Below are 22576 nucleotides of genomic sequence, written 5' to 3'. Positions count from 1 at the left end.
GCTGGTCAGGCCGCGACCGTCTGACTTAAACCAACGGGCCTCCGCGATTCCCGGGGCGGTTCACTTGAGCCGATCGCGGCGCTGGACAACCCAGCCGAGGGCTGCAACGCCTAGGTTCGTAGGGCCACTTACCAGGTCGGCGCCGGATATAGCGCCCATGAGAGAGGAGTTCAAAAGGGACGAATCCTCACTGCGCCCCACGGTCTTCCCCGCTTTCAGCGCGGCGATGACTTGAGCGAGAGCAGCTGCACCTCGTGCCGTGTTGTCAGGCGCTTTGAAGTACCAATCCGAAGGCTCACCGGGTGGTGGCGTACCGGTCTCGTCATAAAAACCGAGCGTCGGATGATCGGCCGCGTAAAGGAAGCATTTCTCATAACCGCTCGCGAACGATGCGAGCAAGGTTTGAAAATAGAGTCGCTTCATCCCCGCTTGCGTCATCTTCCTTGGATGCCAACCGCTGCGACTTACCACGCCGGTCACGTTGCACTCCGTATTCCAACGCCTGCCTGACCAGCCACCAGCGCTCGCTGCGGCAGCAATATTGCGCCCCTTCGACAACATGTCAGCGAAGGCGGTATTTGCAGGGTAAGCGTCATCAGCCGCTGAATCATTGATTCGGGCAGCATCCAATCGCGCCGCGGATTTGCCAGCCGCTCTGTCGCTGAAATTGCCGTAGTTGTGGTGCGCCAGCACGTCAATCCAGTCGCGCCCCGTGGTACCTGCGCCGTCTTTCCCGCTCACGGCGATTCCCGCGGCGGAGGCCGTGAGGAACGCAGTGACTTCCTTTCCTTCACCGCCCTGGAAAGGCGGGGACAGCACCAGCGTCGATAAACCTCGTGCCGCAATCTGTTGCTTGGCCAACCGACACATGACCACCAAACGCTGCGTGTGCCCTGGACCGACCGCTGTATCCAGCCGTACCAGCCGACCCGGTTCATTGGCCAACTCGATCGCCGAGATGCGCTTGCCGGCGTGGTCGAACAAGGCTCCCAAAAATTTAAGCAACCGAGTTTGGTAGGCCTCCCAATTCAGTGAAGCGAATTCACCGGTTGGCAACGCATGCTCTACGTACTTGCCGCCATCCCAGTACGCACCCTGTGCGCCAATAGACATCAGCACCTTCAGATTCTTAGCCTCACATGCGTTGAGCACCAAATCCAACTTGCTGAAGTCATAGCTTCCATCGGCGCGCAGCATGCCTTGAAACCATTTACCACCCTCGATGCGCCCATAGGGTGACGACGGGTTCTCATTGGTCATTCCAACTTGAACAAACGAACCGCCTATATAGCGACCAAAAATGTTCGGGTCAAAAGCCCGAAACCATCCCACGCTCTCGCCAATCTCCGTTTGCCAGCGACTCGGATTGTTGCTGGCGAACTTGCCGTCAGAGCGAACGGCCGGGTCGTACGGCCACCGCACATAGTGGATGCCGAAGTTATCCCGACTTAGCTTGAAGCGCGCGAGAGACTCGGCCACATTCGAGTTCAAGTCGGCCAAAGACTGCCCCATCCGACGCTCCTTAACTGTTCAATCGAGTGCGTCCGGTGGCGGACCGAAACACTCGCAGTAGATCCTATGACCGCTTCGGCCTGCCGCCGCGTAACAATTGTGCGCCCGCGCCTATGACAAACAATGTGTTGGTCACCAGGTAACGCTTCCAGAGGCGCTTTGGTTCGGAGCAAAGCCGATGAAGCCATTCCAGACCGGCGTTCTGCATCCACTTCGGCGCGCGCTGAATGGTGCCCGCGTGATAGTCAAAGGCAGCGCCCACGCCGATCATCACGGCATTCACGTGACCGCGGTGTGCAGCCATCCACTTCTCTTGCTTCGGACAACCGAGACTGACCCACACCGTGCCGGCGCCCGAAGCATTGATCCGTGCGACCGTAAGAGCATCTTCATCATCGCTCAACGCCCGAAAGGGCGGTGACTCCGCGCCAGCCACTCGAAGCGAAGGAAACTCATGCGCCAGACGGCGCTGCAAAATCTCCAACGTTTCGGGTGTGCCTCCGTAAAGGTAAATGGATTCGCCTCTTCGCGAGGCGGCATCGCAATACTTCCACATCAGATCAGGACCATTGATGCGCTGCTGGGAAGGATGCCCCAGCTTTCTGATCATCCACGCCACCGGTGCACCGTCAGGCGTCGCCAAGTCGGCCTCAGCAACCACCGCGCCAAATGCCGGATCCAGCCTCGCCGTCACGACAGAGTGGGCGTTGCAAATGCAGACATACCGACTCTCGCGCGCGTTTGCCCACTGAAAAATGCGGGCCAATGCATCGGTCCAGGTCACCGCGTCTATGTTCGCATCAAGCACCGGCACGGTACTTCTCATCGCTGGCCGTCCTTCTTCGCCTGCTCCATCGCGTCCTCGTATATGGCCATCATCTGAGCATAGTTTCGACTTGCGGTGAATTTGTCTTCGTAGATTTGGCGTGCACGAATACCCATGGATCGCAGCGCCTCTGGGTTTTCTCTGGCCCACTGGAGCTTGCTGGCAAGGTCGCTTGCATTGCCCGCTTCGAACAACAAGCCCGAAACACCCTCGTCCACCAGTTCGGCCAACGCGCCGATGCGGCTGGCAATGATCGGGAGCCCGCAAGCCATCGCTTCCACCAACGTACGCGGAAAGTTCTCGTACCAAATGCTGGGCAGCACCAACGCCATGCTCCTCGACATCTCGAAGCGAACTGCATTTCCGTCCAGCGCGCCCAACGCATCCACGCCCGCCACGCCATGCAACAGGTGCGCTTCCGGGCCGGTTCCGGCAACGCGCAAGTGCAGTCCACCCACCTGCTGTGCCGCGCTGACCAAAGTGTCAATTCCTTTCTCGAGCGACAGCCGACCGACGAACAGGAAACCTTCACGCGCTCCCGTCGGCGGCGCCTCGAAATCAACGAAATTCGGTTTGATGACGATACGGTCGGCTGGCAGCCCACCCTCAATGAACTTCTGGCGGCAAAACTCATTCAACGCGATATAGCGTGTCACCTTGCTCTGCCATGTACCGATCATGCGGTGAGCCGTCACCATCGATGCCAACACGGTGCTCTGGGCAACCGAACCGCGATAACACCCTCGCACGGCGCCGCGCCATGGCAGCTTGCCTAGGCAGTCTTCGCATACCTTGCCATCGCGGAGAAACATCGCCTGCGGGCACAACAAACGGAAGTTGTGCAGCGTCTGCACCACCGCCACATGGGCCCGGCTCGCCGCCCAATAAATCGAAGGAGATATTTTTGCGAACGTGTTATGTACGTGAACCACGTGCGGCCTAAACTCTTCCAGCTTTTTCTCAAAATCCCGCGCGCTGTCGCTGGACCAAATTGCCTCGGCTGCAGCCGCAAACTTGGGAGAGCCCGTGTCGATGCCGGCATTGCTCCGCTCGAACATCTGCACGTCATGGCCGTATTGACGCAGCAACTCGACTTCGGACTCGCAAACCGAATCTTCCCCGCCGCGCAGCTGATACCGGTTATGGCAAACCAAAACTCGCAGGGCGGCGCTCATGTATCAACAACCAATCTAGTCTCCGGTGACTCGGCATCTCGGCACTGCGGTGCCACCTTAGCGGGGCAGAACCCGGTCCAGCACTTCAATCAGCTGTTTCCTAAAGCCATCAACCCGCGCTTTAATCTGCGCCGAAATACGGGCACGTGATTCGAGTGACCGATAGATGGCCGCTTCGATGCCATCGACGTCCATAGCTGCGATGTCGAAAACCGAGTCGGCGAGGCCCAGCTCGGCCATGATGCCTTCGGTCTTGAAGCCCTGATATCGAATGGCAACCACCGGCGTTGCCGCACAGGCCGCCAGAATACACGAATGCAATCGCGTGCCCAGCAGAACCTCGCACCGGCCGTACAAATAGCTCAACTCCTCCGGCGCAAGGTCGTCCGCGACGAGGAAATGCGGGATATTGAGCTGCACCAGACGTTCCGCGAGTTGCTTCAACAAATCCACATCGCTCTCGCCGTGATGCTGGACCGTCACCTGTGGAAACAGCGCCATGCTGAGACCACTTTTCGCATGAATCCGCTTCGCGATTTCGGTCAACGCATCGAGGTAGGCCATGCGCTTGGCCTGGGGATCCGACGCATCCGGAAACGACCATTTGACAACGGTGATTCCCAACCATCTGCCTGACTCAATCCGGTCCGCGGTCTGCGGGAACGAGTCGGGACGTTTCGGCTCAATAAGAAAGGCGAAATCGGGGGCGAGCTCCGTCGATGCCTGCAAGCCCAGTTCAGCCATCAGGGCTTGAGTCTTTTTCTCGCGTACCACCAGACGTTTACATAGGCCAAGAGCCTTGGCGGTCATCCGACGGCCACGCTCATCAACCAAGGGGCCGACGCTCTGGCCGACCATCACGACGGGCTTCCCCATACCGACCGCAACATAAATCGGATGAAGAATGCGCCAAAGATAGAGAAAAGCACGCAAGCCACGCTGATCGTTATAGATATACTGCCCACCCTTGAGCAAAACGATATCGCTCTTCTTTATCCAGCTGAGGGCCTCTGCTTGCCGGGGAAACAATGCGCCCAATGGGGGCAGTAAGCGCGCGCACATCTCGGCAAACGCACTCATGGCGAGGTTGCGCAATGCGCCGATATTGCGAAAGCGGCTCTGATCCGTCGAATCGACGTAGGGCGACGGCACCGCCATCTGCTGCACCTGAACGCCAATCTTTCGGACAAAACGGTGATGGAAGTCAAACTCGGGATCGGCCTGAGAGTAGACTGATTGCAACTGAATCTGCACGCCAGGGCGGGTCGCAACAATCCCCTGCACCATGCCAACCACGATTGCAAGATCCCCCTTGTTGGAGTCCGAATATCCGTGCAATATCAATACGTTCAATTTAACCTCGGGAATTTAAACAGAAAGTGCCGCTCGCATCGCAGCTTCGAAACGCGGCAACGAGCAACGGTCGGCGAACTCCAGCGCAGCGCCGCGGGTGGCGTCTTGCTGAGCAGCGCCACGTGAACGCAGGGTCTGCAACGCCTCGATGAAAGTCGCGTGGTCGCCCACACCAAACACGGCGCCCAGACCATAGGCTTTCACGCGGTAACCCACCAGCCCATGATGGGTGGCGAGCACCGGCACGCCGGAAGCGGCCGCCCGAGCCAACGTGCCGCTCGTGGCGGTGAAGTCCTCGCTGTAGGGCAGCAGGAAGGCGTCAGTCGCTGCGAAATACTTGGGAAGGTCCGATTCGGGCACGAAGCGGTTCACGTGAACGATCTGCGTCGGGAAGTTGCGCTGCAGTTCTGCAAAGGGCTGCGCGAATTCAGCAGCAATCGTGCCAACCACAGCGAGCTTCACGTGCGGATCGCGCGCCGCCTGAGGAAACACGTCGATCAGGAAGTCGATGCCCTTGCGTCGATCCTGCTTGCCCAGGGAGAGCATCACGAAATCGGTGGGCGCCACGCCCAGCAAAGCGCGTCCATCGGCCCTGAGTTCGGGCGAGAACGGCCCAAACCAGGGGTCAGGTAGCAGCCCCGCGCAATACGCGGCGGATTGCTGACTCAAGCGCTCGTCGAACGTGATCAGCCGGGCGCCGGACGCAAACAGGGCCCAGCGCGTCATCGCCCTCAGCACCGCGCCGCGGACGAGGGCACCGGGCCGAATGAAGAAAAGGTACTCGACCCGGTATTTGACGCAGCGAATCACCGCGTGGCGCAAGGACGACCTCAGCTCGAGCGCGGCCAAGGCGTACGCTTTCAGGTAGTCGTCCAGCGCCATGAAAACCAGGTCGTAGCGCCCCCGCGCTGCGAGTTCGGCTTCCAACCCTTTCAGCGCTTGCACGAACAACGCAAACTCCGCGCGACTCAGGTTACGCATCCAAGCGCCACCGAGATCGGTCTCGACCGCGACCACGCGAGGCGTCAGATTCTCGGCATCCACCAACTCGTGGAAATGTGGTGTTTGATAGTCCCGCCGCGTGACAAGAATCACGTCCGCGCGGCCGCGCAGCGCCGACAACGTGTTGGCAAGAATCTGCAGGCGGCTGCCGCGACAAATCGGCTCAACGAGAACGATGGTGCGGCGCAATATTTGATCTCCGATCATGTCAATGCCTTCAGCGCGGCTCATGCATTTCGCGCAGGCGGTCGACCAAGGCTTGAGGCGGTCGGCTGGAATAGCCGCCGATCACGGTTTTCAGCACGATGCGACCGGTCCTGGCCAATAAGCGGAACAAGCGCAAAGGTGTGCGCCGAGCCCATGCCGGTTGATAGGTCGCACGCAAATTGTCGTTTTCGACAGTCAAAGCTTCCGGATGGACCAAGACTTTTTGCTGGGTATGGCAACGCATGCCGGCGAAGTACTCATCGACGTGCAGCACGCGGCACCCGGACTTGCCAAATCGCAACCACAACTCCAGGTCCATCGTGAGATGCAAATCCTCGCGCAGATACCCGATCCGCTCGTGAACGCGGCGACGCCAGAACATCGCTGGCTGCGGGATGTAATTGTGATCTCCTACCATCAGCCAGGGATGGAAATCAATCTCCCGTTTGGGCCGCATGACATTGCCCTGGACGTCTATCAATATCGCGTTGCCATACACAGCGTCGACTTCAGGGTGAAGCCTGAAGATCTCCACCACCCGCTGCAGCGCGCCGGGCAACAGCACGTCATCGGAACACAACCACCCGACAATATCTCCCGTCGCGCGCTTGAGCCCCTTGTTCAGCGCCTCAGACTGTCCTTCGTCGCGTTCCGAAACCCAATATGCCAAGCGATCAGCGTAACGCGCGATGGTTTCGGAGCTGCCGTCCGTCGAGCCGCCGTCGATGATCAGATATTCCACGGCGGCGCCGGTCTGCGCCAGCACCGAATCGATCGTTGTTGTCAGAAATCTGTTCTGGTTATAAGAGCAGGTGATGATAGAGACATCGACCGGCGAACTGTGCACCTTCACTTTTTGTTCTCAGCCTCGCGGTCGACCCGGCACCGGATTGCAATTCCTAGCACGATCCCCAGATTCATCCAGAGCAAAAAAGCCTTGCCAGGCTGCAGCATGATCGGATTGAACGCTACTACTGGAATCGCGGCAAGGCAACTCACTGCCAACCAATGGAAATGAGCCTCGATCGTGTTGCTCAGGAAACCCGGGCGGCGATCACGGAAATTAGCATATACGTAACGTGCGATGCGCCAGACGGCGAAAACGAACAGTGACATGCCGATCAGACCGCCCTGCCCCAGAATATCCAGCAGGTCGCTGTGCGACGGCAAAATCTGCGTGGAAGAGCCCACCTGAAATAAACCGAACTGCTCAGCGCCGGCGCCGGAGAACGACTTCCCCCAAATGGGCGATTGGGTGAAATCGGCCCACGTGCGCTCATAGGTGAACAAGCGGTATTTCGGATTGCCGTCTGGAAGCGCATCGTGCTTCAGCAGCTTGATTGCAGCGTAACCCGCCACCAGCAACACCCCAAGAACGGCCAGCAGGTAGAAATGGAGCATGCGCCCCAACGCCTGCTTTTTCCCGAGTTGCGGGCGCACGAAGCACCACCACAGGTAAGCCAGCGCAATACCCGTCACGAGGAACGACGTGTTCTTGATGACGAGCAGCATCAAGCCCAGCATCGCGATGACGGCCGCAACGCGACCGGTCGTCGTTTTGGCGCGCACGAACATGAAGACTGCTAGAGGAACAGTAAGTTGCTCCATTTCATGGAACCGACTCCATGTGCGCAAATAGCCGGCCTGCCAGAAAGCACCAATCACAACTGCACCTACCACCAGACCGAGATATGCGTTCAGGAGCCGCACCGGGTCGCGGTGGTCGGCAATGAAGCGGGCGGTCCCTGCGGTCACGAGCATGTAGGCGCCCATGATGAGGAAGGTTTCGACGATCTTGTAGTGAAAGCGCGCGTACATGGCGCCGGCCAGGATCCACACGGCCAGCAGCATCAAGGGCCAGCAGATCGGACTGATCGGAATGAATGCGCTGCGAGCCGTGTTCAGGCGTGCGCCAAACCAGGCCAGCACGAAGAACGGAAAAATCAGAATCAAATGGAAATGCTTGAAGACCGTCCGCTTGTCAATATAGATAACGAACGGATCCATCGCATACAGCACCGCCAGGAACAATCCAAACAGGATGCCCAAGTCGGTGAGATTCAAAACACTGCGTTCGCCGAAAGCGACCGGTTGTCGATGTGTCAAGCTGGAAGCCATGAGCGAAGCCTCAGGTCGGGGAGCGCAAGCGCGGCCACAGTCGAATGAATTGGTACAACGCGGGAATCGCATAACCCACCACGTTGCTCCAAATCGCCCCGGTCAGGCCGAAGCGGTGCGTCAGATACAGGCCTGCCGTCAGCGTGAAAACGGTGCCGACCGCGTTGCTGAAGAAGATATTTTCGGTGCTGTCCAACGCCAGTGCCAAGGCGTTCAGCACCACACTGAGTACGCTGGCCCAGATGCCCAAGGACAGCCAGCGCAACACTTCGGCCGCGGCCGGAAACTTGTTGCCGTAGAGCAGGTGAACCAAGGGGTCGGCCAGAAACAGCAAGGCCACCCACGCCACCAGGCCGGCAGCCGCCAACTGCGCCAACAGGCGCCGCGCGTAGGCGCAAACGGCCGCCTCGCCGTGCGCGGCACGGATGCGGCTGGCCTGGGCCGGCAAAAAGTTGGCCAGCGTCATGCGCAACACGTTGACGGCATTGAGGATGGACATGCCGGCGTTGAAGGTGGCCGTCTGGCTGGCGCCCAGCCCGGCAACGACGAAGGGGTAGACCTGGCTGCTACCCCAATAGACGAGCTGGCTCGCGACGACCCAGCGCGAATGCCGGAACTGTTCGGTCAGCACCTCGCGGGCGCTTCGCACCGCCGTGACCGGCGTTCTCGTACTCAGCAGCAAGCTGCCGAGCAGCAGCCCCACCAGCTGGGCCACGGCGAGGGCGGACATCCACAAGGCGGCATGATGCTGGCCTGTCACCACCAGCACGCCGAGCCCTCCCAGCTGGGCCAGGCCCATCGCGAGGCTGACGACGCTGGCCGGCCGGATGACGAAACGCGTGTAGGCATGGCGGCGCTGCATCTCCTGCAAAAAGAACGAGGCCAGATAGGCTGACGTCGCCAGCAGCAGCCAGGGCTCGGCGAAGCCCAAAGGAGAGACGGCCAGCACCAGCAGCACGCCGGCCGGCACCAGCACGCCATGCGCGCGCCACAGCGCGGCGACGCGGCCCGGTAGGCCATCGGGCGCCTGAGCACCCAACACGTTCATGGGCTGGGTGACCCAGGTGCGATGAAAGGACGCGGCGAACAGCACGGCCAGGTAGGCCAGTGAGAACTGGGCGAAATCGCCCACCGCCAGATACCGGGCGGCCAGCACCATCGTCAGGAAGTTGGTGGCGGACTGGCAGGCTTGGTCGGCCAGGGCCCAGACCTTGGCCGAGCGCGCGGGGGGCGCGGCTACCATGGCGCCGCGTCTCTGGCCGCGCCGAGGCGCTCCTTCAATTCGCCCAGCACTGCGTGGTCCATCGGCCGCTCGATCTGCGGCACGCAACTGCGCAGCCTCTCCAACGGTGAGTCCCACCACCTGAGCGCCGCCAGGGCTTCGCACAGCTCGGGTGCAAAACGGAGGCGGATCACCCGCGCAGGTGTGCCGGCGACGATGGCAAAGGCGGGCACGTCCTTGGTCACGACCGAGCCTGCCGCGACGATGGCGCCGTCGCCGATTGCCACGCCAGCCAGCACCGTGGCCCGTGCGCCTATCCAGACGTCAGAGCCGAGGCTGACGGGCTGGCTCTCCTGAAACAGCGGCGCCGCCGCCCACTTCAGGCCGACCGGGTTGCTCGGGGCGTAGAACGCGGGATGGGTGGCGAAGCGGTCGACCGGGTGTTCACCCAGGCCGACCAAGGCCTCGAAGCCGATGCTGCAAAAGCGCCCCACCCGCACGTTGTTCAGCCGCGCCGCGTTCACATAGCTGCCTCGGCCGAGCGCGCTCGCCTGCAGTGCTGCCGAACCGTTCAGCCGGTTGTGGCCTTCAAAGCGGCAGTCCGGCGTGGCGTGTGACAGCAGCGACGCACTGAAGCCTTCTATGGCACCCGCCAGCTGCCGCCGGCGCAACAGCGCCCACTTGAGTCGATCGTTCATCGCTGTTGCTGTCGCGCACCGCCAACTACTGCGCGGCGAACTCCGCGTAGGCCACTGCCAAACCGTCGGCCAGGCTGGTCTGGGCTTGCCACCCCATGCTGGTCAACCGCCCCACATCCATGAGCTTGCGCGGCGTGCCATCGGGTTTGGTGGTGTCAAAGACGATGCCGCCTTCGTATCCGACAACCCGCCGCACTGCTTCGGCCAACTCCGCGATCGTGACGTCGTGACCCACGCCGATGTTGACCAGCGGCGGCTCGAACCTGCCGGTCTTCGACTCATCGCTGCCCAGCAGGCTTTCATAGCGATCATCCGGCAGCTGCATGAGATAGATGCAGGCCGCGGCCATGTCTTCGCTGTACATGAACTCGCGGCGTGGCGTGCCCGTGCCCCAGACAACGACCTGCTCCGCTTGTGCGACCTTGGCCTCGTGGAATTTGCGCAGCAGCGCCGGGATCACGTGGCTGTTCTCGGGGTGGTAGTTGTCGCCCGGGCCGTAGAGGTTGGTCGGCATGGCCGACAGGTACTTGGTGCCGTACTGTCGGTTGTAGCTCCAGCACATCTCGATACCGGCGATCTTTGCCAGTGCATAGGGCCGATTGGTGGGTTCAAGAGGACCGGTTAGCAGCGAGGCCTCGGTCATCGGCTGCGGCGCCATCTTGGGATAGATGCAGCTGGAACCCAGGAACATGAGGCGCTGCACCTTGTTCAGGTAGGCCGCATGGATGATGTTGGCTTGGATGGCCAGGTTGTCGCGGATGAACTCGGCCGGGTAGACGTTGTTGGCAAGGATGCCGCCCACCTTCGCCGCGGCAAGGAAGACGTAGTCCGGCTTCTCCTGCGCGAAAAAGGCTTCGGTATCGGCCTGGCGTGTGAGGTCGAGTTCCGCGTGGGTGCGCAGCACGAGGTTGGTGTAGCCCGCCTCGCGCAGATTGCGCACGATGGCGGAGCCGACCAGGCCCCGGTGCCCGGCAACGTAGATCTTGGCGCTCTTGTCCATGATGGAGAAACCGCCGTTCACTCGTTGTAGTCGTAGGCTTGGAAGCCAGCCATCTTGACGAGGCTGTCGCGGCGGGCTGAGGTGTAGTCGGCCTGCACCATCTCGGCGACCAACTCCTTCAGTGTGGTCTTGGGCACCCAGCCGAGTTTTTCCTTGGCCTTGGTCGGGTCACCCAGCAGCGTCTCGACCTCAGTCGGACGGAAGTAGCGCGGGTCGACGCGGACGATGACATCGCCGACCTTGCACTTGGCCTTGTCGCCATGCACGGCCTTGACGATGCCGATCTCCTTTTCGCCTTCGCCTTCGAAGCCGACGACGACGCCAAGCTCAGCGGCGGCAAACTCGACGAACTGACGCACGCTGTACTGCACGCCGGTGGCGATGACGAAGTCCTCGGCCTGTTGTTGCTGCAGCATCAGCCACTGCATCTCGACGTAGTCCTTGGCGTGACCCCAATCGCGCAGCGCGCTCATGTTGCCGAGGTACAGGCAGTCCTGCAGACCCAGGGCGATACGAGCGATGGCGCGGGTGATCTTGCGCGTCACGAAGGTCTCGCCACGCAGCGGGCTCTCGTGATTGAAGAGGACGCCGTTGCAGGCGTACATGCCATAGGCCTCACGGTAGTTGACCGTGATCCAGTAGGCGTACATCTTGGCCACCGCGTAGGGGCTGCGCGGGTAGAAGGGCGTGGTCTCCTTCTGCGGAATCTCCTGCACCAGGCCGTAGAGCTCGGAGGTGGAGGCTTGGTAGAAGCGGGTCTTCTTCTGCAGGCCCAGGATGCGGATGGCTTCCAGCAGGCGCAGCGTGCCGATACCGTCAGCGTCGGCCGCGTACTCAGGCTGGTCGAAGCTCACCGCCACGTGGCTCATCGCACCGAGGTTGTAGATCTCGTCCGGCTGGGTTTCCTGGACGATACGGATGAGGTTGGTCGAGTCGGTCAGGTCGCCGTAGTGCAGCTTGAAGCGCTGGTTGTCGATGTGCGGATCCTGGTACAGGTGGTCAACGCGGTCGGTGTTGAACAAACTGCTGCGGCGCTTGATGCCATGCACCTCGTAGCCCTTGGAGAGCAGGAGTTCGGCGAGATACGCACCATCCTGGCCCGTCACGCCCGTGATCAAAGCAACTTTCCTATTTGTAGACATCTAAGCTTCCTTAACTTCCAAAGTACCGCGTTCGAACTGCTGGTGAAATTGCTCCGTAGAGCGTTTCAAGAAACTCTTCCTGGACCGCAAACGACTGCGCCTGCGACAGGCCTATGGTCGAGACCCTCAGCAACATGCCATCGGGGATCTGACCTCGCAGGCCAAAACGAAGTTGATCCAACTTGCGAGACAAGCCCGGCAGACTGGCGTGCTCGTCCAAGGTCACCCAATAAGTTATCGGCTCGTAGCGCGATCCCATCTCGCTGATGAGTCGCTGAACCTCGATCTGCCGAGGCCCAAAGCTCAACGTATGCCGCCCCGCGTTACGCACGCGGAACCCTTGTGCGCTGTAGCAAAACTCGGGCCGGTGCACGGCCGTCGCTTCGGAGCTTTGGTCCGCACCATAGGCGATCGACAGCATGACGCGCTGCCCCTTCGCGTTGACATAGGTTCGCGCGAGCAACTGCGAGTACAAAGCGTCCAGCTTGGACTGCAGCGACGCATCCGGCAGCAAGGGGATGATGCTCGCATCGACGACCCAGCCGCCCATCGCGGTGGGCACCTGCTGAGCAAGCTGGATAGGTGGCTTCGTAAGCGAAAGACGTTCACGAGGTTTGAAAGCTTCGGACGCCCAGGCAGTGCCTGCCATTGCACCCAGAAGCACCAGCCCACGACGGCGCGACATCCCCTTTTCAGGCATGCACTGCTCCCCGTTGTTGTCCACTTCGGTTCTCGAATCGCCCAAGCAATGAGTCGACCGCAATGATGAGTGTGAGCGCCACGAGGAATAGCACCATACCTGCGAAGCCATGCACGAAACCTTGGCCTGCCGCGTCACCAAAGTGGTAGGTCACCAGAATCAAGATGACGACTCGCACGACATTCGCCACGAACGAAATGGGGATGATGAGTATGGCCAGCAACACGTTTCGCGTACGCGAAGCATGCGAAACGATGTTCATGTACAGCAAGCCCAGCGATTCAAGCGTGAACATCGAATTCAAGCCGGCGCAGGCATCAGCAACCAGCAACTGGTACTGCCCGACCTGGATGACGACACCTGCCCGCGCAACGGGATAGTCAAAATAGTGCAGCAAATTTTCCGCCACGTATGAGACGGCGGCTTTCAAAGGCACCGTCATGGCTTGCACCAGGACACCGGGCAAAGGAATCATGAAGATGAGGAAGAACAGCGGAAACCACGCCATCCTCAAAGCAGCCCACCCGCGCCACAACAACAGCGCCGATGCCAAGACCAGGATGTGACTGCCCGCTTCCATCTGAACGATGCTCTGTGACCGCCCCAGGATGTAGGACGTCAGAGAAAGAAGCAGTAATGTTGCACCCGCAGCATTTGCCGGGGCGGCTGGCAACGCCAACAACTGGCCACGCATGCGCCACAACAGCCATGCAGCTACCGCAATGATGATGGGGCCATGAGCCTGATCATCGGAGGACCAGACCACCCTCTGAAGATCGACATAGGTGGGAATCAGTAATAGAAGAATTCCCATGCCGAGCAGCAGTTCGCCCAGCCTATGCCGAATGATGTTCTGTATCGCAATCAAGCCCTGCCCCTTTTGCGCCGCCAATCGAACCGCCTGAGGAGGCTCAGTGTTCGTTGAGGACGACACCCGCTAGCCGCGCGGGCCCGTTAGCGAGGCTGGCCACGAGTTCCTGCACGGCGCCAACGCGGGTGGCGTCCTTGCGGGCGATCACAAGCGCTGAACCACAGTGCGCAGCGGTGATGGCGCCGTCGGCACAGGATTCTGCAGCGGGCGTGTCGACGATGACGTAGTCGAACTTGCTGACCAGTTCTTTCATCAGCAGCCCGAACGCGGGGCGCTCCAACAGTTCGGTGGGGTTGGGCGGCACCGTACCCACCGGCATCACGAAGAGGCTTGGAAGGTCTGGAACGGCACGGATGACATTCGCCTCAGCGCGGCCGGACAATATGCCGGACAACCCGGCACTCTGCGCGTTGTCGAGCCCGAAGATTTCGTGCTGGCGAGGATTTCGCATGTCGGCATCGACGAGCAGCGTGCGACCCCCAAGCTGGCTCATTGCCACAGCCATGTTGGCTGCGAAGAAGCTCTTGCCGTCACCTGCATCCGAACTGATGACCGCAATCGCACGTTTTTGCTGATCAGCGGCGAACAGGCGCATATTGATCTGGCTGCGAAGCACTCGGAATGCTTCGGCTTGCGCACTGAATGGCTTGTTGGCCAGGACCAGTTCCGCGCTCAGTTTGGTGGCGCTGCCAGGCGCGTATGGGTAGTGAAACTGCTGGCTCAAGGCCCACATGACATCTTCGCCATTGGCCAGTCCCAGGGCGACGGCGGCCTCGCCGAAACGCACGCCGTGACGCTTCTGGTGGGCAAGGATTTGCTCGACCTGCTCTGCAGTCAGCTTGTTGGCCGCCGCGATGATGCCGCCAATGCTTCGGTCGCGGAGCGCGCCGTGCGAGTCGCTCGTTGCCTGAGGATTACTGAACTGATTCATGGATCACACCTTGCCCGTTTGGCCAATCAGACGCTTCTGTGGACCAGCAATCGAAAGCGCTCTACGGGGCTTAGCCTTTGCGTCTGAGCCGGGCAGGATGCCGAGCAGAGGCAGTTGCAGCACGTCTGCGATATCGCCAACATGACGAATTCGCCGGTTCCGCAGCTCCGAGAGGAGCACCGCTCCAGTCGCCAACAACAGACCAAAGAAAACGCCGACGAAGGAATTCAGAAGAGGCTTGGGTGAAGAATGCTTGGCCGGCGGCACTGCGGGCGTCAGCATGGTGACGTTGGTGGCAGTCACCTGACTTTCGAGATTCGTCTGCGTGGCCCGCAATTGAATTTGCTCGAAGGCGCGTTGCGCCGCCTCGACATCCCGCAGGATCAGCACGCCTTCATCACGCACTTGCTTCATTTTGAGAACCTTGGCACGCTGGGCGTCCAGGTCAGCACGAATTTGCGCCTCGCGTTGCCGCGTGATGCTGTTCGTGACACCAACTCCGGCGGAAAGCCGCTTGACTTCCGTGTCAATGCGAGCGCGCAGCTCATTGATGTTGGCCTTGAGCTCAACCACTTGGGGATGGCGATCTCCAAACTTGGCGTTGAGCTCTTGCAGCCGCGCCTCGGATCGCGCGATGTCCGCACGCAGGGAAGCTATGACCGGGTGACTGCTGATCTCTTGCAGCTTGTCAGCTGCGCCACCCGCCGCCTGCGACTGCCGGCTTCCTGATTCGGCGGACAGTGACTGCATAACGACCAATTGGCTGGTGAGCTCATTGAGCCGCTGGTTCTCAATGTCCATGCGCTCGTCGGTCATGACGACGCCCTTCTCGCTTTGGAACTCGCTCAGGCGGTTCTGCGCCTTCTCGAGAGCCAAACGTGCATCTTTGGCGCGCGCGTCAAAAAAGCTGCTGAACTGCTTTGCGGGATCCACGCGCAGATCCAGCACGGTATCAAGGTACGCTTGCGCGAAGGCGTTGGCCATGCCAGCGGCGAACTTGGGATCGGAAGCGCCATATTCGATCGTGATGACGCTGGACTCACGGGACGGTTTCACATCGAGCTGCTTTTGCAACAGCACGACAAGCCATGTCTCGATGTCGACCTCTCCGTTCGTATCGGCCTGCCAGTCATCACGGATTGAGGGTGCTTCCGTCAATTTCAGCGATCGAATCACCCGGCGCGCCACCCTCTCGCTGCTGATGATGTCAACCTGGGTTGCCAACAGTCCCGGGTTGACGAGAGCCTGGCTGATGCCACTGATGGGGTCCGGCTTGATGTCCACGACTACGCTTGCGACACCGATATATTTCTTCGGCCAAAGAAGGCTAGCCACGATCACCGGCACGACAACGGCGAGCAATACCGCAATGAAAAGCAGCCGGCGAGCCCGAAGGATGGATAGGAATTGACTGAACGTCATAACGCCCCGGCTTTAAAAAAGACTCTCGCGGACGTAGACGATGTCGCCGTCCTTCAAAGGTTCATCCATGGTCGGCTGCAATACCTGGACCTTGCCCTCAACAGTCTTGCGGTGAACGCGAATGCCACGTTCGGTACCACGCTGATTCAGGCCTCCGCCCGCGGCCAACGCTTGCATCACCGTCATACCGCGCTCTAGGCGCATCTGTCCTGGGCGTTGGACTTCGCCGTAGATATACACCAGAGGGAAACGGTCGACCCAAATCACATCGCCGTTTTGCATCACCAAATCCTGCCCCCGTCCCTCCGGCGCGAAGAGGCTGGAGAGATCCAGTTCGGTCCTGAAAGGCTTGCTGTTGCGCGTGCCAGTGATGATGAGCATCTCCCCACCGCTTGTTGCGACGCCGCCGGCCGCAGCCAGCAGGTCGGTCAAGCGCGTGTCGGCCAATTCGAGCGGATAGCGACCTGGCCGATTGACTTGGCCGAGCACACTGACCTGATTACCGCGCACCTGCAATAACACCAGGCTGACTTGCGGTTGTTTGACGAAATTGCCCTTTCGCAAACCGTCTGCGATGAGACGCTCGGCTGCCGAAACACCCAGGCCGCCAATGCGAATAGTGCCCAGCAGGGGATAAGAAATGACTCCAGATTCAGACACCCTCGATTCCAACGTGAGGTCAGGGTTCTGGTAGACGTTGATGCGCACCACGTCGCCGGCGCCAAGGCGGTACTCAGGGGCGGTTGCGGCCGCTGGTGCAGCGGGCACTGTGGCTTGCGCTGAAGCCACTGACGAGAAGAACAACCCGAGCCCCAGGAGCAAAGCTGAGGCGGCCGTGGAAAAGCGAAGAGACAGCATCATTTCAGACCCATACCTTTAGAGATGGTCGCGGCATCCATGCCGCTCGCTGGCACCGCCGGAGCTGGCGCCGGGACAGCGTCTACCGGCTCAGATGGCGCGGAAGCTGCAGGCGCCGGCTGCGCGAACTTGCCGACGTATTCGATCTTGGAGCCCTCACGCAGCGCCTTCAGGTCCTTTTGCACGACCTCGGCCTTGCGCTGGTTCAGCAGGAAGGCTTCGATGGCCGGGCGGGCGCGGGTTTCGTCGACGGGCTGGCTGCGCGAGCTGACGAGGAAGAGCACGGTCATGCCGTTCGGGCTCGCACTGACCACGGAGTCGCCATCCTTCATCTTGGAGATGGCGTCCAGGCTGGCCAGCGGCAGCTGCTCGGCGCTGCGCACGGCCTGGTTGCCGCTGAAGCGGAAGTCGTTGGCCTTCAGGAAATCGGCGAACTCGGTCAGGCTCTTGGCCGCGGACAGCTTGGCGCGCAAGGTGTCGAGCTGCTCGGGCTTGGCCTCGATCTGCAGCTCCTGCAGGCTGTAGATGCGGCGGTCCTTGAAGAGCGCGGGCTTCTCGGTGTAGTACTTGGCGATCTCTTCGTTGCTGGGCTTGGCGACGCCCTCGCCGACGCGATCGACATAGGCGCGCGCGATGATTTCGCGCTTGGCCGCCTCGATCTGCTGCACGACGCGCGGGTCGCGGTCGAGCTTCTGTTCCTGGGCCTTCTGGACGGCAAGTTCCTGGTCGATCAGTCGCTCCAGCACCTGGCGGCTGGCGGCTTCCGCCTGCTCGGGCTTGAGGCCGGGCTGGCGCTGCAGCACGAAGTTGATCTGGTGGACGGTGATCTCTTCTTTGTTGACCTTGGCTGCCGTCTGGGATGCCTTGTCGCCCTTGTCACCACCGCAGGCCGCGAGCAGCATGGCGGCCGCCACGGCGGCGACCAGCGAAGCGCGGGGATAGAACAGTCGCTTTGCCATCTTTTCGAGGTCCTTGTTGTGTGTAGAGGGCATCCGGGCCCGGGTGAACGAACGAGTGTAGCGGCGGGATATGTCGCTTCCGTGGGGGCCTTGTCCCGTATAGAAGGCGGATGCGACCCGCGGTTAGAGCAGATTCAAGGGACAAGTTCCCTGATCCCCACGTTCTTGGGGGTGCGCCCAAGGAACTGCAGCTGAACAGGTGCCGGCCGCGCCGGCAATCCTTCGTTCAGGCGTCTGGAGCGCTCAGCACTTGATGCCGGCGTGCAGCGCGACGATGCCTGCACTCAGGTTGTGCACGTCGACATGGCCGAAGCCGACCGTCTTCATCATGGCCTTGAGCGTGGCCTGGTCGGGATGCATGCGGATGGACTCCGCCAGGTAGCGGTAGCTCTCGGCATCGCCGGCGAACAGCGAGCCGAGCCTGGGCAGGATGTTGAAGGAGTACCAGTCGTAGGGCTTCCTCAGCGGCTCGGCGATGCGGGAGAACTCCAGCACCAGCAACCGGCCGCCGGGCTTGAGCACGCGGCACATCTCGGCCAGCGCCAAGTCCTTGTGCGTCATGTTGCGCAGCCCGAAGGCGACGCTGACGAGGTCGAAGCTCTCGCTCTTGAAGGGCAGCTTCTCGGCGTCGGCCAGGCTGGTGGGGAGGATCAGGCCTTCGTCCAGCAGGCGGTCGCGCCCCTGGCGCAGCATGGCCTCGTTGATGTCGGTGTGCACGACGACGCCGGTCTCGCCGACCTTGCGGGCGAAGGCGCGCGACAGGTCGCCCGTGCCGCCAGCGATGTCCAGCGCCCGCTCGCCCGGCTTCAGGTTGGCGACCTGCACGGTGTAGGCCTTCCAGGCCCGGTGCAGCCCAGCCGACATGACGTCGTTCATCAGGTCGTACTTGGACGCGACCGAGTCGAAGACGCCGCGGACCTTGTTCGCCTTCTCGTTTTCGTCGACGGTGCTGAAACCAAAGTGCGTCTGTGTCATGGCGATATCAATGCGAATGGCAGGAGCCGCCGGCCTTGCCCGGCATGGCGTCGTCGCGGCCCTTGCCGGCGGCGGCCAGGCGGGCCTCGTAGTCGCGCCACAGCGCGTCCTGCTGGCTGCCGAGCTTGTAGAGGTAGTCCCAGGCGAACAGGCCGCTGGCGTGGCCGTCCGAGAACTCCGGCCGCACGGCGTAGTGGCCGATCGGCTCCAGGGCGGTGATCAACACGTCGCGCTTGCCCGTCTGCAACACCTCCTGGCCCGGCCCGTGGCCCTTGACCTCGGCCGACGGGCTGTAGATGCGCATCAGCTCGAAGGGGATGCGGAAACGCGTGCCGTCGTCGAAGGCGATCTCCAGCACACGGGACTGCTGGTGGACGGTGATCTCGGTGGGAACGGGCATGGCGGAAGTGTCCCTCAGAACGTTTGGTAGGCCGGCAGCTGGCCGTCCTTGGGACGCACCAGCGTGAAGCGGGCCGCCAGGCGCGACTGCACGCTGACCGGCAGCGGCGCAAAGCCCGAGCCGCGGGTCAGGTCGTCGCCGTGCATGAAGCACCAGTAGAGGAACTTCAGCGCGCCCTGCGCCTTCGCGCCGGTGGCCGGTTCGGCATCCACCAGGACGAAGCTGGTCAGCGTGATCGGCCAGGCGTCGCCGCCGGGGCGGTCCAGCAGCGTCGCCAGGTCGTCGCCCTGGCGGTGCATGTCGCTCTCCAGCACGGCGGCGCTGAAGGCGCGCTCGGACGGCGCGACGAAGCGGCCGGCGGCGTTGCGCAGCTTCACGGCGCCGAGCTTGTCGCGCAGCACGCGGTCGTAGGAGACATAAGCGATGCCGCCCGGCGTGGCGCGCAGCGCCTGCACCATGCCGTCATTGCCTTCGGCCTTCAAGGGCTCGCCGGGCCAGGCGGGCGCGGGGCTGGCGCCGACCTCGGCCTTGAAGGCGGCCGACACGCCAGCCAGGTAGCGGCTGAAGCCGTCGCTGCTGCCGGACTTCTCGGCGCGCACCACGCGCTTGATCGGCACGGCGGGCAGCGCGACGCCCGGGTTCAGCGCCGCGATGCGCGGGTCGCTCCAGAGCTTGATGCGGCCTAGGAAGACATCGGCCAGCACCTCGCCGTTCAGCTGCAGCGGCGCGGCCAGGCCGGCCAGATTGACGACAGGCACGATGCCCCCCACCAGCATCGGGATCTGCACCAGCTTGTTCCGCGCCAGCTCGGCCGCGCCCAGCGGCGCATCGGTGCCGCCGAAATCGACCGCGCGGGCGGTGATCTGCTTGATGCCGTCGCCGGAGCCCGTGCCCTTGTAGGCGACGCTGCCGCCGCCGGCCTTCGCGAAGGCCCGGGCCCAGGTGTCATAGACCTGGGAGGGGAAGGTGGCGCCCTGCCCTCGCACGGGTTGGGCGAGGGCCGCAGTGGCCAGGCAAAGGGGAGCAACGAGAGCCAGGGTCAGGCGCTGGAGAAAGGGCATGGCCGGGAGGAAGCCTTGGTGAAAACCCGCAATCATGCCCTGTGTCTGACGGCACGCGCCGCGCGCGGGCGCTCTAATCCGGTGTTTCAACGGCAGCCCGCTACCGCCATGACCCGTTTCCACCGCCACCGCCTGGCCACCGCAGCGACCCTGCTCGGCCTGGCCGCCACGGCCCACGCCCTCGACCTGAGCGGGCTGTCCAAGGACGTCAAACCCTGCGACGACTTCTACGCCTTCGTCAACGGCAACTGGGAAGCCACGACCGAGCTGCCCGCCAGCCGCGCCCGCATCGGCAGCTTCGAGCAGCTGCGCCAGGCCAACGACGAGCTGCTGAACAAGGCACTGCGCGAGCTGGCCGACAAGCCGGCACTGCAGACCACGCCCGGCCTGAAGCTCATCGCCGCCTACTACGCCAGCGGCATGGACGAGGCCGCCATCGAAGCGCGCGGACTGACCTCCATCGCGCCGCTGCTCAACCGCATCGACGCGCTGCAGCGGCGCGAGGACCTGCCCGCCCTGCTCGCGCTGCTGGCGCGCAGCGGCATCGCGGCGCCGCTGGCGCATGCCGTGCAGCCCGACCGCAAGGACACGCGGCGCAACGCGCTGACGCTGACCCAGGCCGGCCTGGGCCTGCCCGACCGCGACGACTACTTCCGCAGCGACGAGCGCACGCGCGGCCTCACCACCGCCTACCGCGGCTTCGCCCGGACGCTGCTGAGCGGCTCAGGCCGCGCGGCCGGCGATGCCGAGCTGGACGCGCTGATCGCCTTCGAGACCCGGCTCGCCGAGGCCTCGCGCGAGCGCAGCAAGCTGCGCGACCCGACCGCCAACTACAACGCGATGAGCGCGGCCGAGCTGGCCGCCGCTGCGCCGGGGCTGGACTGGCAGGCCTATCTCGCCGTGCTGACGGCCGGCGCCAAGCTGCCGCAGCGCATCATCGTCGGCCAGCCGGAGTTCGCGACGCGGCTGGCCAGCCTGGCCGCCGACACGCCACTGGAGGTCTGGCGCAGCTACCTGGCCCTGCGCGTGCTGGACGCCGCCGCACCGCGCCTGCCCAAGGCCTTCGCGGCCGCGTCATTCGAGTACCGCGGCAAGGCCATCACCGGCCTGCAGGCGCCGCCACCGCGCACCGAGGATGTCATCCTGCAGATCGGTGGCCGCACCGGCACCGAGCCGGTCGCGCTGGCCCTGGGCGAGCTGTTCGTTGCCCGCGCGTTCTCGCCCGAGGCGCAGAGACGCTCGCTGCAGCTGGTCGAGGACATCCGCGCCAGCATGAAGGAGCGCATCGAGAAGCTCGAATGGATGACGCCGCCGACCAAGGCCCGCGCCTTGGAAAAGCTGGCCAGCATGCAGCCCATGATCGGCGCGCCGGCGAAATGGCCGCAGTACGAAGGCCTGCAGCTCAACAGCCACGACTACGCCGGCAACTGGCTCAAGGTGGCGCTGTGGCACAGCGACCGGCAGATGAAGGACCTGGATGCACCGGTGGAGCGGGGTCGCTGGCGCACCAGCCCGCACATCGTCAACGCCTTCGCGGGCGGGCTGAACCAGATCATCTTCCCGGCCGGCATCCTGCAGCCGCCCTTCTTTGACGCCAAGGCCGACGACGCGGTCAACTACGGCGGCATCGGCATGGTCATCGGCCATGAGATCACCCATCACTTCGACGACAGCGGCCGCAACTTCGACGCCGGCGGCTCGCTGACCGACTGGTGGACGCCCGCGGACGCCGCAGGCTACAAGGCCCGCGCCGACAAGGTGGCCGAGCGCTACGGCGCGATCTCGCCGCTGCCGGGCTACAGCATCAACGGCCGGCTCACGCTGGGCGAGAACATCTCCGACATGTCCGGCCTGCCCATCGCCTTCGAGGGGCTGCAGCGTGCGCTCAAGCGCGCCGGCGGCGCGGACCGCAAGATCGACGGCTACACGCCGGCGCAGCGCTTCTTCCTCAGCAACGCGTTGGTCTGGCGCACCAAGGTGCGCACCGAGTTCCTCATCAACCAGCTGCGCACCGACACCCACTCGCCGGCCAAGTACCGCGTGCTCACGCCGATGAGCAACACGCTCTACTTTGCCCAGGCCTTTTCGTGCAAGCCGGGCAGCGCGATGGTGGCGAAGGATCCGCTGACGGTCTGGTGATTCCG

The 22576-nt window shown here is 62.6% G+C and carries 21 protein-coding genes; 1 reads left to right on the top strand and 20 read right to left on the bottom strand.

Annotated elements, in window-relative coordinates; all coding sequences use genetic code 11:
- Positions 1–60: 60 nt before the first annotated feature.
- The 20 genes from ASD35_RS27320 to pstS all read right to left on the bottom strand — a co-directional run bounded on the left by ASD35_RS27320 (position 61) and on the right by pstS (position 20432).
- Positions 61–1479, bottom strand: a complete 1419-nt coding sequence (locus ASD35_RS27320; RefSeq protein WP_235538380.1) for a hypothetical protein — start codon at positions 1477–1479, stop codon at positions 61–63.
- Between the two features lie 97 nt (positions 1480–1576).
- Positions 1577–2326 (bottom strand): WecB/TagA/CpsF family glycosyltransferase, encoded by a 750-nt coding sequence (locus ASD35_RS26745; protein WP_235538379.1) that lies wholly within the window; start codon positions 2324–2326, stop codon positions 1577–1579.
- Between the two features lie 8 nt (positions 2327–2334).
- Complete coding sequence (locus tag ASD35_RS16975; RefSeq protein WP_056876138.1) at positions 2335–3513, bottom strand: glycosyltransferase; 1179 nt, start codon at positions 3511–3513, stop codon at positions 2335–2337.
- A 57-nt stretch (positions 3514–3570) separates the two neighbouring features.
- Positions 3571–4866, bottom strand: a complete 1296-nt coding sequence (locus ASD35_RS16970) for a polysaccharide pyruvyl transferase family protein (protein WP_157275622.1) — start codon at positions 4864–4866, stop codon at positions 3571–3573.
- 15 nt (positions 4867–4881) lie between these two features.
- Positions 4882–6099, bottom strand: a complete 1218-nt coding sequence (locus ASD35_RS16965; RefSeq protein ID WP_056876136.1) for a glycosyltransferase — start codon at positions 6097–6099, stop codon at positions 4882–4884.
- Positions 6086–6928 (bottom strand): glycosyltransferase family 2 protein, encoded by an 843-nt coding sequence (locus ASD35_RS16960; RefSeq protein WP_082580234.1) that lies wholly within the window; start codon positions 6926–6928, stop codon positions 6086–6088. The genes ASD35_RS16965 and ASD35_RS16960 overlap by 14 nt, the downstream gene beginning before the upstream one ends.
- Positions 6925–8193 (bottom strand): O-antigen ligase family protein, encoded by a 1269-nt coding sequence (locus tag ASD35_RS16955; protein ID WP_162254481.1) that lies wholly within the window; start codon positions 8191–8193, stop codon positions 6925–6927. Before ASD35_RS16955 ends, ASD35_RS16960 begins: the two co-directional genes overlap by 4 nt.
- Positions 8194–8203: 10 nt before the next feature.
- Complete coding sequence (locus ASD35_RS16950; protein WP_056876133.1) at positions 8204–9436, bottom strand: polysaccharide biosynthesis C-terminal domain-containing protein; 1233 nt, start codon at positions 9434–9436, stop codon at positions 8204–8206.
- Positions 9430–10113: a CatB-related O-acetyltransferase gene (locus ASD35_RS28420; protein WP_056876132.1), complete on the bottom strand. Its 684-nt coding sequence runs from the start codon at positions 10111–10113 to the stop codon at positions 9430–9432. Before ASD35_RS28420 ends, ASD35_RS16950 begins: the two co-directional genes overlap by 7 nt.
- Positions 10114–10138: 25 nt before the next feature.
- Entirely contained in the window at positions 10139–11113 is a 975-nt protein-coding gene (locus tag ASD35_RS16940) for a GDP-L-fucose synthase (RefSeq protein ID WP_056876150.1), read from the bottom strand.
- A gap of 17 nt (positions 11114–11130) precedes the next feature.
- Positions 11131–12255 (bottom strand): GDP-mannose 4,6-dehydratase, encoded by a 1125-nt coding sequence (gene gmd / locus ASD35_RS16935; protein ID WP_056876131.1) that lies wholly within the window; start codon positions 12253–12255, stop codon positions 11131–11133.
- A gap of 10 nt (positions 12256–12265) precedes the next feature.
- Positions 12266–12955: an exosortase-associated protein EpsI, B-type gene (gene epsI / locus ASD35_RS16930; RefSeq protein ID WP_162254480.1), complete on the bottom strand. Its 690-nt coding sequence runs from the start codon at positions 12953–12955 to the stop codon at positions 12266–12268.
- Complete coding sequence (gene xrtB, locus ASD35_RS16925; protein ID WP_235538378.1) at positions 12948–13847, bottom strand: exosortase B; 900 nt, start codon at positions 13845–13847, stop codon at positions 12948–12950. Before xrtB ends, epsI begins: the two co-directional genes overlap by 8 nt.
- Positions 13848–13866: 19 nt before the next feature.
- The gene (locus ASD35_RS16920; protein ID WP_056876129.1) at positions 13867–14757 is read right to left on the bottom strand and encodes a polysaccharide biosynthesis tyrosine autokinase; all 891 of its coding nucleotides are present in this window, start codon (positions 14755–14757) and stop codon (positions 13867–13869) included.
- A 3-nt stretch (positions 14758–14760) separates the two neighbouring features.
- Entirely contained in the window at positions 14761–16179 is a 1419-nt protein-coding gene (gene epsF, locus ASD35_RS16915; protein WP_056876128.1) for a chain length determinant protein EpsF, read from the bottom strand.
- A gap of 12 nt (positions 16180–16191) precedes the next feature.
- Complete coding sequence (gene epsE / locus ASD35_RS16910; RefSeq protein WP_369819221.1) at positions 16192–17040, bottom strand: polysaccharide export protein EpsE; 849 nt, start codon at positions 17038–17040, stop codon at positions 16192–16194.
- Entirely contained in the window at positions 17037–17996 is a 960-nt protein-coding gene (locus ASD35_RS16905) for an EpsD family peptidyl-prolyl cis-trans isomerase (protein WP_056876147.1), read from the bottom strand. Before ASD35_RS16905 ends, epsE begins: the two co-directional genes overlap by 4 nt.
- Before the next feature lie 243 nt (positions 17997–18239).
- On the bottom strand, positions 18240–18971 hold the full coding sequence (gene ubiE, locus ASD35_RS16900) for a bifunctional demethylmenaquinone methyltransferase/2-methoxy-6-polyprenyl-1,4-benzoquinol methylase UbiE (protein ID WP_056876127.1): 732 nt from the start codon (positions 18969–18971) through the stop codon (positions 18240–18242).
- Between the two features lie 7 nt (positions 18972–18978).
- On the bottom strand, positions 18979–19371 hold the full coding sequence (locus ASD35_RS16895) for a gamma-butyrobetaine hydroxylase-like domain-containing protein (protein ID WP_056876126.1): 393 nt from the start codon (positions 19369–19371) through the stop codon (positions 18979–18981).
- Between the two features lie 14 nt (positions 19372–19385).
- Complete coding sequence (gene pstS, locus ASD35_RS16890) at positions 19386–20432, bottom strand: phosphate ABC transporter substrate-binding protein PstS (protein WP_162254479.1); 1047 nt, start codon at positions 20430–20432, stop codon at positions 19386–19388.
- Positions 20433–20540: 108 nt separating this feature from the next.
- Between pstS and ASD35_RS16885 the strand changes: the two genes are divergently transcribed.
- On the top strand, positions 20541–22571 hold the full coding sequence (locus tag ASD35_RS16885) for a M13 family metallopeptidase (RefSeq protein WP_056876124.1): 2031 nt from the start codon (positions 20541–20543) through the stop codon (positions 22569–22571).
- The last annotated feature ends 5 nt before the right edge of the window (positions 22572–22576 follow it).

Source organism: Pelomonas sp. Root1444 (genome assembly GCF_001426885.1).
Taxonomy (GTDB): domain Bacteria; phylum Pseudomonadota; class Gammaproteobacteria; order Burkholderiales; family Burkholderiaceae_C; genus Pelomonas.
The sequence above is the reverse complement of the archived record's forward strand: the minus strand, read 5'-3'. Positions and strand labels throughout refer to the sequence as shown.

Excerpts from the sequence above, each read along its gene's own strand:
- ASD35_RS16975 (WP_056876138.1), bottom strand. The coding sequence starts at position 3,513 with ATGAGCGCCGCCCTGCGAGTTTTGGTTTGCCATAACCGGTATCAGCTG.
- ASD35_RS16965 (WP_056876136.1), bottom strand. The coding sequence starts at position 6,099 with ATGAGCCGCGCTGAAGGCATTGACATGATCGGAGATCAAATATTGCGC.
- ASD35_RS16955 (WP_162254481.1), bottom strand. The coding sequence starts at position 8,193 with ATGGCTTCCAGCTTGACACATCGACAACCGGTCGCTTTCGGCGAACGC.
- ASD35_RS16950 (WP_056876133.1), bottom strand. The coding sequence starts at position 9,436 with ATGGTAGCCGCGCCCCCCGCGCGCTCGGCCAAGGTCTGGGCCCTGGCC.
- ASD35_RS28420 (WP_056876132.1), bottom strand. The coding sequence starts at position 10,113 with ATGAACGATCGACTCAAGTGGGCGCTGTTGCGCCGGCGGCAGCTGGCG.
- ASD35_RS16940 (WP_056876150.1), bottom strand. The coding sequence starts at position 11,113 with ATGGACAAGAGCGCCAAGATCTACGTTGCCGGGCACCGGGGCCTGGTC.
- gmd (WP_056876131.1), bottom strand. The coding sequence starts at position 12,255 with ATGTCTACAAATAGGAAAGTTGCTTTGATCACGGGCGTGACGGGCCAG.
- epsI (WP_162254480.1), bottom strand. The coding sequence starts at position 12,955 with ATGCCTGAAAAGGGGATGTCGCGCCGTCGTGGGCTGGTGCTTCTGGGT.
- ASD35_RS16920 (WP_056876129.1), bottom strand. The coding sequence starts at position 14,757 with ATGAATCAGTTCAGTAATCCTCAGGCAACGAGCGACTCGCACGGCGCG.
- epsF (WP_056876128.1), bottom strand. The coding sequence starts at position 16,179 with ATGACGTTCAGTCAATTCCTATCCATCCTTCGGGCTCGCCGGCTGCTT.
- epsE (WP_369819221.1), bottom strand. The coding sequence starts at position 17,040 with ATGATGCTGTCTCTTCGCTTTTCCACGGCCGCCTCAGCTTTGCTCCTG.
- ASD35_RS16905 (WP_056876147.1), bottom strand. The coding sequence starts at position 17,996 with ATGGCAAAGCGACTGTTCTATCCCCGCGCTTCGCTGGTCGCCGCCGTG.
- ubiE (WP_056876127.1), bottom strand. The coding sequence starts at position 18,971 with ATGACACAGACGCACTTTGGTTTCAGCACCGTCGACGAAAACGAGAAG.
- ASD35_RS16895 (WP_056876126.1), bottom strand. The coding sequence starts at position 19,371 with ATGCCCGTTCCCACCGAGATCACCGTCCACCAGCAGTCCCGTGTGCTG.
- pstS (WP_162254479.1), bottom strand. The coding sequence starts at position 20,432 with ATGCCCTTTCTCCAGCGCCTGACCCTGGCTCTCGTTGCTCCCCTTTGC.
- ASD35_RS16885 (WP_056876124.1), top strand. The coding sequence starts at position 20,541 with ATGACCCGTTTCCACCGCCACCGCCTGGCCACCGCAGCGACCCTGCTC.